19 protein-coding genes, 1 tRNA gene and 1 rRNA gene are annotated in these 19,281 nt (G+C 58.3%); 6 read left to right on the top strand and 15 right to left on the bottom strand.

Translation table 11 applies throughout. The features are described 5' to 3' along the window. Positions 1-4: 4 nt before the first annotated feature. Positions 5-916 (bottom strand): enolase C-terminal domain-like protein, encoded by a 912-nt coding sequence (locus BW919_RS03810; protein ID WP_088335727.1) that lies wholly within the window; start codon positions 914-916, stop codon positions 5-7. A gap of 57 nt (positions 917-973) precedes the next feature. Between BW919_RS03810 and BW919_RS03805 the strand changes: the two genes are divergently transcribed. Beyond that, a complete protein-coding gene (locus BW919_RS03805) occupies positions 974-1,798 on the top strand; it encodes a hypothetical protein (protein WP_088335726.1) in 825 nt (274 codons plus the stop codon). 84 nt (positions 1,799-1,882) lie between these two features. On the opposite strand, the gene fen is transcribed toward BW919_RS03805, so the two are convergent. From fen to BW919_RS03760, 9 genes are all read right to left on the bottom strand, one after another. After that, a complete protein-coding gene (gene fen / locus BW919_RS03800; RefSeq protein WP_088335725.1) occupies positions 1,883-2,929 on the bottom strand; it encodes a flap endonuclease-1 in 1,047 nt (348 codons plus the stop codon). A gap of 57 nt (positions 2,930-2,986) precedes the next feature. Then, positions 2,987-3,694: a glycosyltransferase family 2 protein gene (locus BW919_RS03795; protein WP_257789232.1), complete on the bottom strand. Its 708-nt coding sequence runs from the start codon at positions 3,692-3,694 to the stop codon at positions 2,987-2,989. A gap of 10 nt (positions 3,695-3,704) precedes the next feature. Further along, entirely contained in the window at positions 3,705-4,484 is a 780-nt protein-coding gene (locus tag BW919_RS03790) for a dihydroorotate dehydrogenase electron transfer subunit (RefSeq protein WP_198324669.1), read from the bottom strand. Next, positions 4,481-5,437 (bottom strand): dihydroorotate dehydrogenase, encoded by a 957-nt coding sequence (locus BW919_RS03785; protein WP_088335724.1) that lies wholly within the window; start codon positions 5,435-5,437, stop codon positions 4,481-4,483. The genes BW919_RS03790 and BW919_RS03785 overlap by 4 nt, the downstream gene beginning before the upstream one ends. Then, entirely contained in the window at positions 5,434-6,045 is a 612-nt protein-coding gene (locus tag BW919_RS03780) for a hypothetical protein (protein ID WP_088335723.1), read from the bottom strand. The genes BW919_RS03785 and BW919_RS03780 overlap by 4 nt, the downstream gene beginning before the upstream one ends. Further along, positions 6,042-7,013, bottom strand: a complete 972-nt coding sequence (locus BW919_RS03775) for an inorganic phosphate transporter (RefSeq protein WP_088335722.1) — start codon at positions 7,011-7,013, stop codon at positions 6,042-6,044. Before BW919_RS03775 ends, BW919_RS03780 begins: the two co-directional genes overlap by 4 nt. A 254-nt stretch (positions 7,014-7,267) precedes the next feature. Further along, a complete protein-coding gene (locus tag BW919_RS03770) occupies positions 7,268-7,966 on the bottom strand; it encodes a fibrillarin-like rRNA/tRNA 2'-O-methyltransferase (RefSeq protein WP_198324668.1) in 699 nt (232 codons plus the stop codon). A 45-nt stretch (positions 7,967-8,011) separates the two neighbouring features. Beyond that, positions 8,012-9,274: a C/D box methylation guide ribonucleoprotein complex aNOP56 subunit gene (locus BW919_RS03765; RefSeq protein WP_088335721.1), complete on the bottom strand. Its 1,263-nt coding sequence runs from the start codon at positions 9,272-9,274 to the stop codon at positions 8,012-8,014. An 11-nt stretch (positions 9,275-9,285) separates the two neighbouring features. Beyond that, positions 9,286-10,272, bottom strand: coding sequence for a beta-ribofuranosylaminobenzene 5'-phosphate synthase (locus tag BW919_RS03760; RefSeq protein ID WP_088335720.1), 987 nt, complete (start codon positions 10,270-10,272; stop codon positions 9,286-9,288). Positions 10,273-10,525: 253 nt separating this feature from the next. Between BW919_RS03760 and BW919_RS03755 the strand changes: the two genes are divergently transcribed. From BW919_RS03755 to moaC, 4 genes are all read left to right on the top strand, one after another. After that, entirely contained in the window at positions 10,526-11,062 is a 537-nt protein-coding gene (locus BW919_RS03755) for a DUF483 domain-containing protein (protein WP_157665983.1), read from the top strand. A gap of 17 nt (positions 11,063-11,079) precedes the next feature. Further along, on the top strand, positions 11,080-11,946 hold the full coding sequence (locus tag BW919_RS03750) for an RAD55 family ATPase (protein ID WP_088335718.1): 867 nt from the start codon (positions 11,080-11,082) through the stop codon (positions 11,944-11,946). A gap of 952 nt (positions 11,947-12,898) precedes the next feature. Continuing rightward, positions 12,899-14,411: ribosomal RNA gene (locus BW919_RS03740) — 16S ribosomal RNA — on the top strand. Positions 14,412-14,605: 194 nt separating this feature from the next. Beyond that, entirely contained in the window at positions 14,606-15,046 is a 441-nt protein-coding gene (moaC, locus tag BW919_RS03735) for a cyclic pyranopterin monophosphate synthase MoaC (protein WP_232452917.1), read from the top strand. Between the two features lie 11 nt (positions 15,047-15,057). Here moaC and BW919_RS03730 read toward each other — a convergent pair whose 3' ends face one another. The 4 genes from BW919_RS03730 to BW919_RS03715 are packed head-to-tail and all read right to left on the bottom strand — an operon-like array spanning position 15,058 to position 18,483. After that, on the bottom strand, positions 15,058-15,603 hold the full coding sequence (locus BW919_RS03730; protein ID WP_232452943.1) for a molybdenum cofactor biosynthesis protein B: 546 nt from the start codon (positions 15,601-15,603) through the stop codon (positions 15,058-15,060). A 36-nt stretch (positions 15,604-15,639) separates the two neighbouring features. After that, positions 15,640-16,632: a calcium/sodium antiporter gene (locus BW919_RS03725; protein ID WP_157665981.1), complete on the bottom strand. Its 993-nt coding sequence runs from the start codon at positions 16,630-16,632 to the stop codon at positions 15,640-15,642. A 46-nt stretch (positions 16,633-16,678) separates the two neighbouring features. Continuing rightward, a complete protein-coding gene (locus BW919_RS03720; protein WP_088335713.1) occupies positions 16,679-17,242 on the bottom strand; it encodes a GMP synthase subunit A in 564 nt (187 codons plus the stop codon). A gap of 14 nt (positions 17,243-17,256) precedes the next feature. Beyond that, on the bottom strand, positions 17,257-18,483 hold the full coding sequence (locus tag BW919_RS03715) for an FMN-binding glutamate synthase family protein (protein ID WP_232452915.1): 1,227 nt from the start codon (positions 18,481-18,483) through the stop codon (positions 17,257-17,259). 127 nt (positions 18,484-18,610) lie between these two features. On the opposite strand from BW919_RS03715, the gene BW919_RS03710 reads away from it, so the two are divergent. After that, positions 18,611-18,684: transfer RNA gene (locus BW919_RS03710), tRNA-Arg, on the top strand. An 85-nt stretch (positions 18,685-18,769) separates the two neighbouring features. Here BW919_RS03710 and rimI read toward each other — a convergent pair. Then, positions 18,770-19,270 carry a ribosomal protein S18-alanine N-acetyltransferase gene (gene rimI / locus BW919_RS03705; protein ID WP_198324667.1) on the bottom strand — a complete coding sequence of 167 codons (501 nt, stop codon included), beginning with the start codon at positions 19,268-19,270 and terminating at the stop codon, positions 18,770-18,772. Between the last annotated feature and the right edge of the window lie 11 nt (positions 19,271-19,281).

The raw sequence follows: 19,281 nt of genomic DNA, 5'->3' as shown, positions 1-19,281 counted from the left end.
CATATTACATTGATCGCCTGGGCTTAGATCGCTCCACGCGGACCTCCCATCCGGGTCCTTCGGTGACCATCACGGGTGCGTATCTGGGGTTGCTCACGACATCCTCGTTCAGAAACAGATGTCCATCGAGGTCACATAAGTCGGCCTCCACGGCGGCGGCTAAGTGAGCGGCGGCGGATACGGAGGAGAAGCTCTCGACGGCACACCCTATCATCACCCTGAAACCCTCTTCCTGCGCGTCTCGAGCTAACCTCAAACCACCGACGAATCCGACCTCCTGTGCCTTAATGTTCACGATGTCGCAGGGTTCCGCGACGTCGAGAACGTCGTCGATAGACCGGGCTCCCAAATCCATTACATCCACGATCACGGGCACCTCACAAGATTCGCACACTTCCTTCAGGCTATCGGGTGGCGTCGGGTGTTCGAGGTACACGTCACCGTCGAAGTCCAAGAGATCTAGTAACCGGAACACTCCTTCAACCGTCAGTCCCTCGTTTCCGTCCAATATGAGAGCGTCAAACTCGGCGGACTCCACGCACGCCTCGAGACGCTCCAGATCCCGCTTCAAGTCACCTCCTACCTTCACCTTTAGCCTCCGATACCCTCTAAGGTAGTAACGCCGTGCGAGTTTCTCAGCCCGCTCCGCGCCTACCAGATCCACAGTGGCGAACGACTCGATCGAGGTCGGTTCTCCTCCCAAGACTGTGCACAGTGGCTCGTCGTACCTTCTAGCCGCGGCGTCCAGTATCGCCATCTCCTCGGCAATACCACGACAGAGTCCGAACCCTCTCCCGGTGTCGCCCTCGATGACGCACGTGCACCAGTAGCCCCGCACTCGTCTAACTTCCCGGCCCGATATCCGGAACGGCCGTTTGAGGGATAACGATACGGGTTCTGTCTCTAGCGAGCCCAACGCGACGCCCCGGCAACACGCACCGTCTCCGTCGTTAAAGTCCTAGGGGGAAGTCGGTTGATCGCTGAAGTGGTGAAATTCGTGCTCGAGGCGCTGCTAGTTATAGGTGTCAGTGTGTTCGGGCTACACTTGCTCGGGGCGCTCGTATCCGAAAGAATCCGATGTCGTGCCGTACCGCTCGTCGCCGTTGGTTTGGTCCACCCCCACGCGGCGCTGACGACGGCACGAGAGATGGGCCTCAAGGGATGTGAGCTCCTTATCGCCAAAGTTTCGTTCAACTCCGCCATCTACACCGCTACAGCGTGCGTGAATGCGTTAACGTTGCTGGGGTCGACGGTGGGTGAACCGTACGCTCTAACGCTAGCACTAGTGGATGTCACCGAGACCATCGTCGGCGGGCTCCTCCTCCGTCGGGTGCATGCGCAACTTCCAATACACGGGAGCCTTCAGGACGCTCTCAACGAAGCGACTCGCACCGTCGGCCGTATCGCCGCTTATCTAGTGCCCGGGACTCTGCTGGGGGTTGTTCTATCATCTCACCTTCTTCGCGGATTGGGCGGGTACGTCGTGCCCATGACATTTCTGGCTAACCCGGTGGCCGGGTGCGCGATGGTCGGGACGATGCTTCGATCTGGGGTCCTCGACTACGCACACGCTTACTCCCTCGCCGTAACTGGAGCGGCCTTATCGTACGTAGGAAGACTGCTGAGGAGTTGCGGACCCGTGACTGTCGCAATCACCGGGCTTCGTTCCGGGTCGCTGCTCTCTACCATCAACTTACTCGCGGACATCGGGCTGCTGCTAGTTTACGGGGTGGTGATCGGATACCTAACCTTCGGACCCTCTGGGGTACCCCCACTCGGTGTGCTCGGGAGTTTCTGACCGTCCTACAACCTCGAGCTGAGCGTTCGGAGATCCACTCCTGAAAAGTACCGGCTACATAGGCGGAGCCGCCGGGATCTCGGGTCATAAGAACGTGTCCAGGGTCTCTTGACGACCTCCTTTTCGCAACTCCTGAAGCGCCTCCTTCAGACGCTCGACGGCGCGGCGGACTCGATCCTCAGAGAAATCATGCTCCTCAACCAGGAACTCGACCAGCCTCTCTTCGTCTGGTTCGTCCCAATTTAGTTCGTAGTCATCAATGACTTCCGGCTCGAGGAAGAGTCTTCTGAGCTCCTCCGGTTCTACCGGTAGATGCCGTTCGATCTTAGGCCAGATGTCAGTGTCCTTAAGCTCGTCCAGTGACCCGTACTTCCTGATCAACTGCAGCGCTCGCTTCGGACCGATACCGGGTACTCCATCTGGGTTGTAGTCCGTGCCTAATAGGATCGCCAGGTCCACCAGCTGCTCCCTCGATTCCAATCCCAACTGTTTGAGTACGTCCTCTAACCTTATGATCTCTGGCTTGACCTCCACGATTTCTCCAGTGTGTGGATGCCTCCGCTTTCCGACTATCGTGATGTTGCGAACCAACCTGGGGCTGCCGAACAGCATCGAGTCGTAGTCTTGACTGCCTGCCGCCCACACGTCTCCACGCCTCGCCATATACGCGCACTGTGCCTCTCCCTCCGATGGGGCCTGTACCCACGGAATGCCCATTAGATCCAACAACCTCTTCGCGTCTTCCACCAGCGACTCGTCGAGTCTGGCGACTTGTCGGGCGTACTTCTCCCTCTCCTCCTTCGTTCTTGCCCGCTTCAGTTTCTCCATCGCCTCCTCCTTCCGTTCCCGTCGACGCTCCAGTGTTTCACGTTTCAGGTTCGGGGGCTCACCATCGAACACGTACACAGGCTTAATACCCTCTTCGACTAAGTTCACGGTCCTATACAGGAGACCGTTTAAGTGGCTGGTAATCCTGCCTCTCGAGTCCATGAGAGGTCGTCCGTCCTTCATGATCGTGGTCAGGAATTGGTACATGGCGTTGAACGCATCGATAGCGATCTCCCGACCGGCGAGGGCTTTCAGGTCCGTCTTTTCGGGTTCGATCAGTTCTCTGAGTTCGGCTAGCCCCAAATTGTCCCCTCCAGGAACCCCTGTGGATCTAACTTATAACTACCCGGGCTGTCGCTATCATCCCTCATTCGGGGTCGACGGCGTTTCGCACCGCCATCTAATCCTATTCGCAGCTACCCTGAACAGTACCCTGAGTCCGACGAGGATCTTGTCTATCACCGTAGGGGCTACTTTCCTACGTCCGGATATCCTCCCACGCAGCCTCACATCGACGGACTTGACAGAGTACCCTAAAGATACCGCAAGGGAAGTGGTGTCGGCGTCGAACGCGGGACCGTCGTCTACGCACCGTTTTAGGATTTCTTCCGCGAATTCCCTGGAAAACACGCGGCACCCGCACGTGACGTCAAGGATCTTCCCATAAAACAGCCAGAAGAGCGCCATCAGTGTCAGATTGAAAAGGTAATGGGAAAACGGCACATTCCCCGGTCTACCCTCTGAGAACCTGTTCCCTATCACCAGATCGTAATCGTCCGAGGCTTCGATCAATTTGTCGAAACAATTCGGATCGAACTCTCCGTCGGAATCCGTTCGGAAGATAACGTGAGCGCCGTGTTCGAGTGCACATTGAATCCCCGCTTTGACAGCCCTTCCAAGCCCTTTGACCGGTTCTTTAACGACCAGAGCCCCGGCCCTTTCCGCCTCTTCGGCAGTGCAATCCGAGGACGCGTTATCCACTACTATTATTAGGGCGTCGGGATACATCTCCCGGATCTCGCGTACGACTCTTCCCACCGCACTCTCCTCGTTATGTGCCGGTATCACGAATGCGACGTCACTCAGGCTCTCCCGTGACGTCACGTCTAACCCTCCCAAACTCTGTACCTTCGAGCTCCTCCGTCCAAAACACCGGACCGTTGCGGCACACTAGCAGTCCCTTGCCTAAGGCGCATGAGCCGCAGATCCCTTCGCCACATTTCACGTACCGGACGACGCTGACTTGGCAAGGGACACCGTACTCTCGTGTTATCTCGGCAACCCGGGCCAGCATCCCTTCGGGACCGCACGCGTACACTACATCAGGACATTCCTTTTCCATGAGTTCCTCAAGGACGTCCGTAGGGAATCCTTTACGCCCCTCACTCCCGTCCTCCGTGGTGATGTACAGCTCATCGGACAGCTCTTCCAGATCGTTCCTCCTCGGGAGGCGGTCTGCGTGTGGACCTCCTAGCACCGAGGTAACGTGAACCCGTGCTCGACGTAGCCTTTCAACGAGCGGAACCAACGGTGCTACCCCGGTCCCTCCGGCAACTACCACCGCCTTCGGACCTCTCACCTCGAACGGTTTCCCGTACGGCCCCCGTACCCAGACCACGTCCCCAGGCTTGAGATCTGCGCAACGCTCTGTGAACGGGCCTACGATCTCGATAGTGAGTTCGAGCTCTCGGTCGTCTCCTCCTGAGAATGCCATCGGCTTTTCGTCGACTCCGGGAATTCCGAGCATCAGGAATTGACCGGGTTCCCAACGTATCGGCCTCTCCGGTTGTAGCCTAAGTACGAGCGTCCGCTCACATTCTTCCCTGTTCTCCACGACCTCCGCCGGTGTTGGCCTCACTGACACCACCCTAATCGGCGCAATCTTTCCCGGTACTCAGGGAGGGCGGCTCCGATCGCCTCTTCGGGTTCCTCGTATCCGAGTTCCTTGAGAATACGGTAGGTTTCCATCGCGATATCTCCGAAGTCCTTCTCTCGAGCCGCCGTAGCAACCTGCACCGCTTTAGCACCGGCGAGCAGGAACTCGACGACGTCTTCCCCGCTCCGGATCCCACCGACTCCTATGATCTCCACCTCCTCCCCGAATTCCAGTGCTAAATCCGCCACGACGCGGAGCGCGATGGGTTTGAGCGCTGGGCCCGACAGTCCACCCACCCCGGCTCCTAGAACGGGGCTAGCTGTTCTCAGGTCGATCCTAAGGCCAGGTCCCAGCGTGTTCACGGCGGTGAGTGCTTCCGCTCCCGCATCGATGGCCGCTGCAGCTACCTCGAGCAAGGTTTCGCGGTCCACGTTGGGAGTCAATTTCACAGACACCGGTCCGTCGAACGCCCGGACGGCGGCCTCGGTGATTTCGGCTACGGTTTCCGGATCGGAGCCTAGTTCCGCCCCGTACCCTTTGCCCGCGTGAGGGCACGAGACGTTCAGTTCCAACCCGTCCGCTACGTCGGAGAACGCGCGTGCCAACTTCCTGAAACCCTCCGGACCGTCGGCCGCCACGCTCGCGTACACCGGCACGTCGAATTCGTCCCGGAACTCTTCTATTTCCACCACCATCCTGTCCGGACCTGGGTTCGGTAAGCCCATGGCGTTGAGCGCGTATCCCTCGTCTGGGTAGTCCACGAATACCGGTCCTGGATGACCTTCGCGCGGTGATTCCGTGATCGTCTTCGTGAAAATAGCCGCAGCACCGCGTAGGACTGCATCCTCCATACCCGGCAGATGTGCGGCGAGAGCCCCGGAAGCGCAGGCGATCGGATGGTCCCAGCGCTTCCCTAGGACCTCCACCGGTATCACCCGAGGAACTTCACTTTGATCCTGTTCACCCCGTCAAGAGCTCGGTCCATATCTTCAAGCGCCCGTTCGATTTCCAGTGCGATCGGTGCTAGACGCCCGTTCCTCTCGGCTTCGAGCATCAACGCGCGTAGTCGGGACCGAACGTCTTCCTCCCGGCTCCGAATCTTTTCGACGTGCTCCGCCGCCTTCTGTACGTCCTCGTTTAACAACTCGACCGACTCACGTACTCCTGAGGCGATTTTGGCGATACCATCGATCACCTCGTCTAGCTTCTCGCGATCTTCCTCCTCTAAATCCTCGTAGAAGCTCACTAGTAGGGAGGCCAAACTCAGCAACGTCTCGGCGGCTCTCCTCACATTCTCGGCTATGTAGCCTAACTCTTCCTTGACGACCGGGATCATGGAGCTGCTTTCCATAGCCTCATCTATACGGTCCCTGAGTTCGGCCACTTCTTCGCTCAGGGATTCTTGCCGCTCCTCGATTTCCTTCGGACCATCCATCTCCGTTACGTCGGAAAGCAAATCACAGGCTTCAATCATGGTGTCTAGTTCCTCAAGGAGCGCGTTTAGTGCGCGCTCTGCGGGTCGCGTACTCGGGCGTAAGATCAAGGCATCGCCGCCCCTCGCACCGACAAGTAGAGACGCATTAGTACGTACGACATTACGAACGAGCCCACAGGGCTCGCGATCCACGTTGTGAATATCTTTTTCAAGGTGTGGGTGTTGAGTTCACCTCGGGATAGCCCAACGCCGATGACAGCTCCCGCCGTCGTCTCGTTGATGGAAATGGGGATTCCGAGCTCCGACGCCCCGTGCGTGACTATCGCGGCCGAAAGTTCCGCAGAGAACGCTGTTACAGGGTTCAACCTGGTGATCCTCCTCCCCACGGTCTCGATGACCTTGGAACCCGCGGTTAGAGCCCCCACTGCGATCATGATACCACCTACAATGGCGGCCGATCTGACGTCCAGAAGACCGGCCATTACTATCGGCGCCACGGCGTTGGCGGCGTTGTTCGCACCTATAGTGTAGGCGACATAGCACCCTGAGATGGTGAGTAACCATCCGATCTTCCGCTCTATCTTGGCGAGTGGCCACTCGCCTCTCTCCAATACGGCTCGCAAGCGTCGAGAAACGAAGTAGGCTGGGATCATCGCGAGTATCGGTGATAAGACCCATCCGGCGGCTATCTGGCCGAACTTGCTCCAGTTAACCGGGAGGCCCAGCGCACATCCTACTCCGGCGATGGATCCTACGGTAGCCTGCGTCGTGGAGATCGGCACCCCGAGCATGACGGCTAGATGGCACCAGGCGGCCGCCACGAGTACGGTCGCGCCGGCCGCGATAGGATCGAGGTGCGCCTGTACGACTCCTTTCCCCAGCGTCTTGACTACTTTGTGCCCTTCCAGCACCGCACCCATGGTTGTGAAAACGGCGATCAGCGTAACCGCCTGCCGCATCGTGCGGATACCTGCTCCGACGGCGGATCCCATGGCCGCACCGGCGTCGTCAGCTCCTATGGTCCATCCCATGTAGAGTGAAGGTACGACGACGGCCAGAACTTCCAGAATGTTCACGCTCGCACCCCATCACTCACCTTACCGACCGTCACCGCCCGATGAATCGACGTTCGCGGGTTAAAGTCTCTCGCCCTCGGCTCGGCTCTCCATCGTCATCCCTCAGGCTGGGGCTGCTTCGTCATCGGGCCCTCCTCTCCGGGGACCGCTTCATCACTTGTTCTCAGGAGGGGTGAATGCAGTCATCGGGGAGAGAAGCTCAGAGCGGGAGTAACTCGTCATCCGCGCGTCGGCTAGCGAAACGCTCATCACGGTTACCCGTGGTACTCCGCGACGAGTCCCACGTGATCGCGCTCGTACGGCTCTAAATCGATGACTTCTAGCACTTCGAAGCCGCGCTCCTCGAGCTTACGCTCCTCGTCCTCGAAGACCTCTTCCGGCTCCTTAGTTACGTCGATGGAGCGCGCCTTGATAGCGACGATCACGTATCCTCCGGGACGCAAGAACGCCTCGGCGTTATCCGCGACGACCTCCGCCTGTTTCGGCTGAGCGATGTCCTGGTAAATTACGTCTACTTGCTCGACAAGCGGCGCGTATCCATGAGGCTTCGTAGCGTCGCCTAGAATGGGTATCATGTTCGGGCGCTTCTCACACACCGGGATCAGCTCCTGCATCATCCTCGAGGCGAATTCGACGCAGTACTCCACGCCCGACTCCTTGATGATGTCCGACACGTGCGACGGCGTCGTTCCGGCCGCCGCACCCAGATAAAGTACCTTCGAACCCTCCTCGAGCGGGAAGTACTCCATGCCGTTCATGATCATGGCGGCAAGCTTGCTCCTTCGCGGCTCCCATACTCGGTACTCCTTCCCGTCGTACTCTACTAACCTCTCACCGTAAACCTGATGTCCGGGAACGAGGTTCTCGGTCGCGGGCTTCTTCCGACCGTCTTCGAAGATCGCCCAGTACACACCCTCGAACTCCTCATGCGGTTCGATCTCGATTTCCACCATTTCCTCACTCACCCCCGAAAAACGGTTGTGCTCGAGGAAATGAAGTCACCGCCTTCGGCGTGAGCGGCGTCGGCGATCCCTACGAGATCTCCGGGGTGAGCGCCTCCGACGCGGTCGACGACCGTGAGGCGGCCGACCACCACGCTTGCGCTTCGGGGGCTTCGGGTACTTCTCCTTGATCTCTTTCACCCGCTGCTCTAGTTGTCGTTTCAACTCGTCGCCCCGGTATTCGCCAGAGTAAGCGTCGATACGCGCCGCGATAGCCAGCTTGCCGGCCAGTGCCCTCGCGATCTTACCGCGCTGCCACCACGGGCTCCGGTGGATGAGCGGGTGCTGGAAGATCACACCGTGCTTCGGCGGCTTCGTTCCCTTGGTAAGGTGCCTGAACAGCGCCTTCTCCGCTCCCAACAGCTGGATAGTGCTCGCGGGTAACTTCGCCATCTCCTTCAATCCACCGGCTAGCGCGATCAACCTCGCACCGATTAGTGGACCCACTAGGGCCTTCACGTTCGGCGCCACATCGTCCATCGACTCGTCGATGTAGTCCGCAGTCTTTCGCCTGATCTCGTATAGCTCCCGCGCGACCTCCGCGATCCGCTGTACCGCCGCTAAGTCCTTCTCGTCCATCTCCGCGCCCATCGAGTCCTTAGCGGCCTCCTCGAGCTTCTCGGCTAGGTGATCCGGGAACTCCGGTAACACCTCCTTGATGTTATCATACGTGAAGTTCTCCCGGTGTCCTAGCTCGGCTACCAACGTCACGAAATCATCGTGCTTCTTTACGATTTTGTTAATCTCTGGGAAGTGTATTCCATACCACTCTCGCACGCGATCCGTTAGTATGTTCAATATCCTGTCGATGTCGTCGATAGTGTTGATGGCCTGGATGATCATCTGGTCCCGTTCCTCTACCGTCGCCCGGACCTTCTCCTTCGACAGCTTCATACCGACCTCGTACACTAGCTCCGAATACTCCTCCTCGGAATCAACCACACCGACCTCGACGGCGAGCTCCCGCGCCCGCTCTCGAAGGATCTCCCCGGCCACGTTCGGGAACTCGACGACTAGCTCCCCGTCGAGCACCCCTTCTAACCTCTCCCGGTCCGCCTTCGTACCCTCGAAGTTGATCACGTCCGCATCTAGCCTCGACAGCAGCGCCTCTTCCTCTTCCAACACCTCACCACGTTCCCGCTTCAACAGACGCTCCAATATCTCGTTCGGATCCTTCGGGAACGGCTCGTGGTCTACCAGGTTCCCCTCCTCATCGAACGCGTAAACTCCAGTGAAGTTCTCGGCCACGTAGACTCCCAAAGGTGGTCCCCCTACCCCGTCACTTCGAAACCCTCATTCCTCGGTCCGGAAACGCTTACCTCCCCGCCGATACCTTTCTCTCTCATATACATTTCAAGCTCCTGTGCGACGCTGTTCGCCGAGGACGGATCGCACACCGCGTACACGGTAGGACCGAACGAGCTCAGCCCAGCCCCGTAAGCTCCCGCGTTCCGAGCCACCTCCATTATCTCCACGACCACGGGGTGCTGCAGGCCCACCTCTACACGCTTGAACCCCAACTCCTGGATAGCGTCTACGGCTCTACCGAAGTCTTCAGGATCATCCTCCACCACCGCGGGCAGCATTACCATTAGTATCCACCTGCAGATCTCCCCCACCTCCCGCGCCGGTACTGGACAGTACCGCTTGAAGATGTCAACCTCCCTATCCCCGTGCGCACCCCGCTCCACCTCGGGGATCGCGAGCACGAACCGCCAATCCTCCGGCACTTCCAGCCGCGAGATCACCGGTGCCGGCGGGACCTCGCCAGACGCCGCCGACGGTTTGAACTCCTCCTTCCCACCCGAACCGAAGACGTGGCCACCATCTACTATGAACCCTCCCCGTTCGAACGCCGCCACACCGATCCCAGATGTACCACCTCTACCCAGCGCATCCGCTAGTTCCCGCACGTCGTAGCTCTCGACACCGTGCGCTTCTAACGTTCCGACTGCCGCCGATAGCGTCGCCTGTGTACCTGAACCGAGGCCCACGTGCTCGGGATACCGCCTTACCACCTCGATCCGGACGCCATCCTCGATCCCGTACAGTTCGAGTGTCCTCCGCGCAGCCCGCTCCACTTTCTCCGCGATCTCGCCTTCTCCACTGACCTCTACTCCTTCCTCCTTAGGTTCCACTTCGAGCTCTATCCTGGGTCCTTCTAGCGTCACTCCCACGCTACCGTCCACACGACCCAACCCACCATGTAAGTCAATAAGCGTCACATGAATCCTGGAGACGGACCGTACCCGGACCAAGAACGATCCCCGGTCGCCAGACCGTCGCCCGGCAGTATAACGATCACGTCGAGACATCGCAGTCATCACGACGGTTCGTGGGCGCGGTCCGTTCCATCACGATAGTCGGAACGTTCTCAGAAGACCGGTCGGGGGCCGTGGAGGACGATCATCGGGATAGCCCCCTCACCCCCGGACTAGCTCCCCATCCTTCCGTCCCATGTCCGATCATCGGATTAACACCTCCGACACGGCTCTCCACGGGGGATCCGAGTTGAACACGCTCGAGCGTATCCTCACTTTCCTCCAAGATCTCCGCTCCTACATGGACGGTACCGGTGACTTACCCGAACCGCGAACCCTCGCGGAGTTCGCCCTCCAACGGCTCACACCCGTGGATCTCGACCTATGCATAAGTGTTGTCGAAACGGAGCTGACCATGTGGGAGGAGAGCGGCTTACACGTTCGCCCCGCCCTACATCCCTATGTCTCGGAGAGAATCGGAGTGTACACGCTCGATGACGAGGAAATCGGGAAGTTCCTTGATTATCCCGGCTGCTGCGTCGAGTACTTCATGGAGGGCCATGTCAAGTTCGACCACGACCCGGAGGACGTAGTTATCGTAACCGAGGGGTTCGTCCCCTGCTCCCCGGCCTGTCGACGAGCGAGTCGGGCCCACCTGCTGGAGGTTGCCGCGGACCCCGGACCGTACCTACAGCTCGAGAAGGAGCTCCGAACACACCTCGAAAAGCTAGGTGTCCTCACGTATCACTCCGCATATCGAGGGTTTTACGAAGTCCACGCCCCCTAGGTCTGAGGGTGTCCAACTTGACCGACCGTATCGAGACTAGCATACTCGGTTTCGACGAAATGATCGGTGGCGGACTCCCACGACGTGGCGTGACGATACTCGCAGGCCTTCCCGGATCCCCTCGACAGCCCCTGCTCGATAACGCTATCTGGAACATCCTGGAAGACGGCCTTCGCGTACTCCTCCTCGCTATCAGCACCTCACCTTACGAGTTCCTGCGACGTTCCGAGGAGTACGGCAAGGACGCCCGAAGAGCTTACGAGAAAGGTGACCTGGTCGTCCTCAACGCTTTCTGCGTCCGCGCCGGTATATACCATCGGGCAATAGGCGAGATTATTCAGGACATCGAACCCCACAGGATCAGAGAAATCGTGCCTGAGTACGACCCCGACGTGGTCGTGATTGACTCGATATACCCGATGCACCGCGGCGAGCACGAGAAATTCCTGCAAGTGGTCTCCGTCTTGAAAGCGACCGCGGTGAAAAACGACATAGCCGTCCTCGCCGGATGCGCCCTACCTGAGTCCGCCTTACGATCCCCGAACGCCGAGGTAGCCGACGTCCTGCTGGAGACCGCAGTACACGAGTTCCGTGGTACCCTTGTGTACAGTCTCCTCCCGATCCGTACTCTGCCACCACACCTTCCCAAGTATCGGGCGCCGATGAGTATCCTCGAGGACGGGACCGTCGTGGTACATTGCGATAAGGTCCTCGACGTGAAAGCCGGTGAGATCCATGACGTCGACGAGTACCTTAACGACATCCTAAACATGCCCGAACACATGGCCCGTGAAGTCACCGAAGACTCAGAGGTGCTGGAGGAGCTAGAGGAGCGTGACGACATCGAAAGGTTACTCGAAGAGCTCGAAGAAATGGAAGGATGAGGACACGGCCACGGGAGCGACCGCCGCGGGATGATCGGAATCCGCCCACCCGACCACCACATACAAATAGGGTCCGGGACGATGAGGATTAACCCCACGTTGAGCTAGTAGCGATGATACATCCCGAGGGTACCGACCGGTCGCCCCCGGCCCTCAGAGATCGTTGCGGAAATAGTAACGATACCTAGAACGCCGCTCCCTACACCCAGACCTCCGACGGGAATGGGGCGCGACCGAACATTCGGCGGCCCTGTAGTGAAAAGTCAGCCGATCGGGTGCGGGACGCTCACCACGAAGACATCACTGGGGAGAGCAACGACATCATCATCGGTCGGAGGATAATGAGCCGGGACACCAGCATGAACTCGTGGGTAACCCGGTCCGAGGACCCACTCAAGTTCTCCCGCTTCCGAGCGCTAAACTCTCTCAAGAAGTACGGGATGACGAGTGCCCGCGAAGGGGAGGACTCTCCGATGGCCAACCCACCCTTGACCGACCCCACCTACCCATCATCTCAGATCTTACGAATCCGTTCCAGCCTCCCGTGACCATCGGACATCCCTTCCAGGAACTCCAACACCGTCGCCCTTCTGGACGAAGCACCTTGGTGGAAACCCTGCACTCCAGCCGGTACCGGTCGCCTCTCGCGAACCCCACCACGGGTCCCTCACCGGTCTGAGGTAATGTAATCGAGCGATGCCAAGCGCGTCCCCATGGTCTCGGCGACGCCTCCCATTAGCAGAATGAGGTCCGTGCTTGCGATCCGAGAAGCCCGAAAATTTAATATATAACCGTGTTCCAAAGGAGGTTGGCCGCGGGAGAAGAGCCCCCGATGGGACCCCGGGCAACCCCTGGGGGAACATACCCCAGGGGCCCCGGGGTCGACGCAAGCCCGCCCTCCGGGGCCGTGAGAGCCCCACCGCGGACCCGAAATCCTTGCGGCCGTCACCTAACTCCGGTTGATCCTGCCGGAGGCCACCGCTATCGGGGTCCGACTAAGCCATGCAAGTCGAGGGCCGCCCGGCTATGGGGGCGGCCCGGCGGACGGCTCAGTAACACGTGGGTAACCTACCCTCGGGACGGGGATAACCCCGCGAAAGTGGGGCTAATCCCCGATAGGCGGGGCGGCCTGGAACGGTCCTCCGCCGAAAGGGCCCGGGCCCATGCCGCCCGGGTCCGCCCGAGGATGGGCCTGCGGCCGATTAGGTAGTTGGCGGGGTAACGGCCCGCCAAGCCGATAATCGGTACGGGCGGTGAGAGCCGGAGCCCGGAGACGGGGACTGAGACAAGGCCCCGGGCCCTACGGGGCGCAGCAGGCGCGAAACCTCCGCAATGCGGGCAACCGCGACGGGGGGACCCCGAGTGCCGTCGGGGCAAAGCCCCGGCGGCTGTACCGGGGTGTAAAAAGCCCCGGGTAGAAAGCGGCGGGCAAGACCGCTGCCAGCCGCCGCGGTAATAGCGGCGCCGCAAGTGGTGGCCGCTTTTATTGGGCCTAAAGGGGCCGTAGCCGGTCCCGTGGGTCCCCGCCGAAAGCCCGCGGCTTAACCGCGGGAGTCGGCGGGGAAACTGCGGGACTTGGGACCGGGAGAGGCCGGAGGTACCCCCGGGGTAGGGGTGAAATCCTGTCATCCCGGGGGGACCGCCAGTGGCGAAGGCGTCCGGCTGGAACGGGTCCGACGGTGAGGGCCGAAAGCCGGGGGAGCAAACCGGATTAGATACCCGGGTAGTCCCGGCTGTAAACGATGCGGACTAGGTGTTGGGGCGGCCACGAGCCGCCCCAGTGCCGTAGGGAAGCCGTTAAGTCCGCCGCCTGGGGAGTACGGCCGCAAGGCTGAAACTTAAAGGAATTGGCGGGGGAGCACCACAACCGGTGGAGCCTGCGGTTTAATTGGATTCAACGCCGGAAACCTTACCGGGGGCGACAGCAGGATGAAGGCCAGGTTGACGACCTTGCCGGACGAGCTGAGAGGAGGTGCATGGCCGCCGTCAGCTCGTGCCGTGAGGTGTCCTGTTAAGTCAGGTAACGAGCGAGACCCCCGCCCGCAGTTGCCAGCGGGCCCCGTAAGGGGCGCCGGGCACTCTGCGGGGATCGCCGCCGTTAAGGCGGATGAAAGTGGGGGCGACGGCAGGTCCGTATGCCCCGAAACCCCCGGGCTACACGCGGGCTACAATGGCGGGGACAATGGGATCCGACCCCGAAAGGGGGAGGAAATCCCCTAAACCCCGTCGTAGTTCGGATTGCGGGCTGCAACTCGCCCGCATGAAGGTGGAATCGGTAGTAACCGTGCCTCAGAATGGCACGGTGAATACGTCCCTGCTCCTTGCACACACCGCCCGTCACGCCACCCGAGCCCCCCGGGGGCAAGCCCCCGGTCCGCAAGGGCTGGGGGCGAGTCCCCGGGGGGTGAGGGGGGCGAAGTCGTAACAAGGTAGCCGTAGGGGAACCTGCGGCTGGATCACCTCCACACCGTGGCGGGGATGATGCGGTGGGGTAACGAAAGCCCCGGAGGGCGGGCTTGCGAGGGGGCGATGACCCTCCGCTCTTCCTCGTATTGTTATGGATTTCGTAACAATATGTGTGGTGGGATGAACGGGTCCCGCAGTACCGATCCCTTTGGGGTGATGAGCCCCTTTAGGAGTGACCGCTGGGGGTAAACTGATGTCGATGGTGGACGTCACCGGGAAGAAGGAAGAGATCCGCATTGCCGAGGCCAGCGGGTTCCTCAGGCTAACCGAGGATGGCGTGAACGCGGTGAAGTCGGGCGAATCTCACCCACAGGGTAAGGGTGACCCCATCGAGGTTGCCAAGATAGCTGCCATACTCGCCGTGAAGAAGACGCCGGAGCTGGTCCCCCACTGCCATCCCGTCAAGATCACTGGAGTCGATGTCGACGTCAAGGTCCTTGAAGACGGCGTGAAGATGTCGGTACGGGTCAAGTCCGAAGGGAAGACAGGTGTCGAGATGGATGCCCTAACAGGGTTAGTGGTCGGATTAGTCACGCTCTGGGACATGGTTAAATACGCTGAGAAGGATAGGGAGGGGCAATACCCACACACTCGCATCGAGAACGTTAGGGTAGTGGAGAAGATCATCAAATAGAAGGAGTTCTCCTAGGCGTCGCCGCGGCTATGAACGACAGCATGTGGTAAGAGTTCAACGAGTATCTCGGCACCGAGCTCTGCGGCATGCGGTGATCCTGGCAGACAAGCGACTGGAGTCTTATCGACTATGTACATCGTGGCACGAGTTAGGGCGGCGTGGACTCCTATTTCCTTCTCGGAGCGACGACGAAATAGCTCACCGAATCCCGGAACTTGCTTATCAGCGATACGCTTTAAAGCTTCAATAGTAGTGTCAGTTGGTGTTATGCCAGTGCCTCCCACTATGACAATAGCATGAACGCGATCAACAAACCACTTAACCATACCAACGATCACGTCTGATTGATCCGGAAGTAAGGTACGGTAAACGACTTTATAATCAGTCTCCTCAAGCTTTTGTTGCAGGATGTCTCCTGAAGGGTCATCTGGATGTCTATTGCGAGCAGCTTGGTCGAACTTACTGTTACTAACCGTAATAATAGCGAGATGGAGGGTTTCAGGTGAATGTTTCTTATGGTCATGATACGTAGGCTCAGTCAAGTTATCACCTACCATTTCCAATTTATCACCCTTTACCCTTTTAAACTGACATTAATGAGTAATCAATGCAACAGTGTAGTAGATGAACAGACTATAAAAGGCGAACATAGTTAGTGAGAAAAGTATACCGATTCGTCTCCGGTAGATGAAGGGAAGTGCTGCTAAAGTGGCGGTCAGAAGGATGACTGTTAGACGTCTGTCAGCCATGGTGGTGGCAACACCACCGAATAGGGATGGAATACCGATTCCCATGAGTATATTGAAGTTATTGCTCCCCAATATGTTGGTTACAGCTAGGTCACCGTGACCCTTAACAGCGGCGCTAATCGTGGTAAATGTTTCCGGAAGTGAGGTAGCGATAGCCAATATGGTGTAACCTAAGAGAGCCGATGGGTATCCAAGAATTATGGAAAGCTTTATAGTTGCTTTTACAAGCAACCTCACAGAGATTGTGAACAACCCTACTCCCACTACAAGTTTTGTCACCACTTTAAACTTACTACGAGAGTCTAGGCTCATTACTACAGATACGCCCGCGTCTTTTGTGTGCTGTTCGTACCTTTCTTTCCTTTCTGCTTCCTTATCCTCCCCTCCGTGCGTTTTGCCATGCTTTATAAGAGCATATGCGTATATGCAATAAATAACGAAGAACAATACGCCATCCCATTTAGTTATCATGCCGTCAATAGTCATTGCAATGAGCATCGCTATAACTCCTGCTGATACTATCGCGTCGATTACTGGATATCTAGAAACTTCAATCGGAGTCTTAGTCTTCATGACCGTTACCAAAGCCGCTATCCCTAAAATCCCACATAAGTTATATACGTTTGAGCCCACGACACATCCGACGCCTACGTCAGGTTTGTGTTCTGCGAGAGTAGCTACAAGTGAGGATCCGAATTCCGGGAGTGAGGTGCCAGGAGCCGAGACCAGTACTCCTAGTACACTTTCTGGGATACCGCTGGTTTCTCCGATCGTTATAAGGCTCGTAACCAGCAATTCCGAACCTATCCAACAGAGTGCGGTAGCGAACGCGAGCACGGACGACCACAATACTAATTCTTGGAGCGTGTTGCGCTCCCCCTTGTCATCCTCGTGAACAGATTTCCGCGAAGTTCTTCAGTATATCCATTCCGTACTCGGTGAACTTCAGCTCTGGGTGGAACTGGACGCCATATAAAGGTGCCTCCTCGTGGCGCATCGCCTCTACGTCGCATCTGTCGGAACGGGCTGTCACGACGAACTCGTCGGGGACCTCCTTCACCTCGTCTCGGTGCGAAGCCCAAGCCACGATTTTATCCGGTAAGCCTTCGAAGATGCCTTCGTGGTCCAGTATCTCTACTTCCGTTCTGGCGTATTCCTCACGACCTGCAGCCCAATCCACCTTCCCTCCGAAAACCTCGGCCACGAGCTGGTGCCCCAAGCAGATTCCTAGTATAGGTACTTCTCCTGCCAGTTCCTCGATAATCTCTCGGGAGTTACCCGCCAGCTCACGGGATGGTCCTCCGCTGATCACCACACCGCTGGCATGTTTGCGGACGTCTTCTGGGTCAGTGGTATTAGGGATGATCTCGGCGGGAACACCCATGTAGTCGAAGTTCTTGCGGATCAGGTGCACGTATTGGCCGTGGTTGTCGACTATAAGGATCAAACGGGGAGAGGCCCCTATGCTAGCTCGACGTCGGAGCCCGCCATCTTCACGCCGGTAATACGGGCTACGTCCTCCGAGAGTGCTCTAAGATCCTCTTTTTCGAGGTTGTGTACGTCCGTCTTACCGGCTAACTGGGCCAGCATCTTGCATTCCTCGGTCACCACCTTAAGGTAGTTAGCCACACGTTCCGCCGCTTCGTCGACATCGAGCTTCTTTCGGAGTTCCGGATCCTGAGTGCAGATACCCACTGGGCACCTTCCAGAGTGGCACTGAGCGCACGCCGTACATCCCATGGCGATCAGGACCGAAGTACAGACGTAGACGGCGTCGGCGCCCAAAGCCAACGCCTTGGCGACGTCCGCACCGTCGCGGATGCCGCCAGAGATGATTATGTCAACTTCGTCCCGCATCCCGATCTCGTTCAGGGCCTCCACAGCCTGGACTAGCGCGGCGATGGTGGGTATTCCAGCGTTTTCGGTCGCGATTTCCGGTGACGCGCCGGTGCCTCCTTGCATTCCGTCGATCGCTATGATATCAGCCCCGGCCTTGGCCGCGATCTTCACGTCCTCTTTGACTCGGCCCGGGCTGTACTTAACGATGATAGGTATCTCCCAATCCGTAATCTCTCGAAGCTGCTCGATCTTCATCTTCAGGTCTTCGGGTCCGACTATGTCCATATGACGGGCCGGTGACAGCGCGTCCGAACCCTCTGGGATGCCCCTTATCTCCGCAATTTCCTTCGTCACCTTCTCTCCCATGAGGTGGCCTCCCATGCCGGGCTTGGCGCCCTGTCCGATCTTGATCTCGATAGCGTCGGCGGCGTTCAAGTACTCCGCTGAGACTCCGAATCGCCCTGAAGCGTATTGGGCGATGAGCCACTTCGCTTCTTCTCGCTCCTCTGGTAACATACCTCCTTCACCAGTGTTCGTGGCAGTTCCGACCATAGCCGTTCCACGAGCGATCGCGACCTTTGCCTCTTTGCTGAGAGCCCCGAAAGACATGGCACCAACCAGCACCGGGATATCCAACTTCAATGGTTTCTCCGCGAACCGGTCGCCGAGAACCGTTTTGGTATTGCATGGCTCACGATACTTGTCGATCGGAGGTCGCGAAACTTGTGCTGGGAGGATGACTAAATCGTCGAAGTGTGGCACTTTACGGCTCGTCCCGAACCCACGGACAGCATACTCGCCCGTTTCGGCTTTTCTCTGTATTTCTTTCACGTGTTCGCGCCACCACAACCGAGAAATTCCCCCACAAGCCGGTGAAGGTGTCGACCGTATGAGGGGACTTTAGCGTTCACCGGTCGGGATCGCTCCGCACCATAAGGTTTTTTAAACTGGACGGGGTCCTCCCTCCTTGGAGGCAGGCCCCGCAGTCTAGCCTGGATAGGACGCGGGCCTGCGGAGCCCGTAGCCCGGGTTCAAATCCCGGCGGGGCCACACGACTATCGTTACAACGTTTAAAACGTTTTAACCTAGCCGAGAACTCCACACAACCCCACCTCCCACGAGAGCCGTTATGACGTCATCGCCGATAATACCGGACGGTGTTCAGCTTCTTTACCATGATAACGGCAGTCTCTCCGTCGGAGTAGTAACCGCGTTCCCTACGTTCCTCCCTGTAACCCAGTCGTTCGTAGAAACGTCTGGCCGGGAAGTTTGACTCTCTGACTTCCAGTCGGACGGTTTTGTACCCGGCTTCTACTATCTTGTACTCTGCCTCTCTCATGAGAATAGTACCGATCCCGGTACGCCGGTAGTTAGGATGCACGGCGATCGAGACTATGTGGCCCTCACCGAGCCACGGTCGGAGCTCGAAGATGACGTACCCCACCACCTTACCCTCAACCTCAGCCACCAAGAATCCTTCCGGATTGTTACTCAAGTTATAAAGGAAGACGTACGTCGGATACGGTGATTTCGGGAACGCACGCTCTTCTATCTCCACCACTTCCGGGATGTCAGACCTCTTAGCCCTCCGAACTACTACCTTACGTCCCACTTTGTCTACGTACTCGGTGGTCACTATTACGTGCC

Source organism: Methanopyrus sp. KOL6 (assembly GCF_002201915.1).
Taxonomy (GTDB): Archaea; JAADCQ01; Methanopyri; order Methanopyrales; family Methanopyraceae; genus Methanopyrus.
This window is presented reverse-complemented; position numbering and strand designations above follow the sequence as displayed.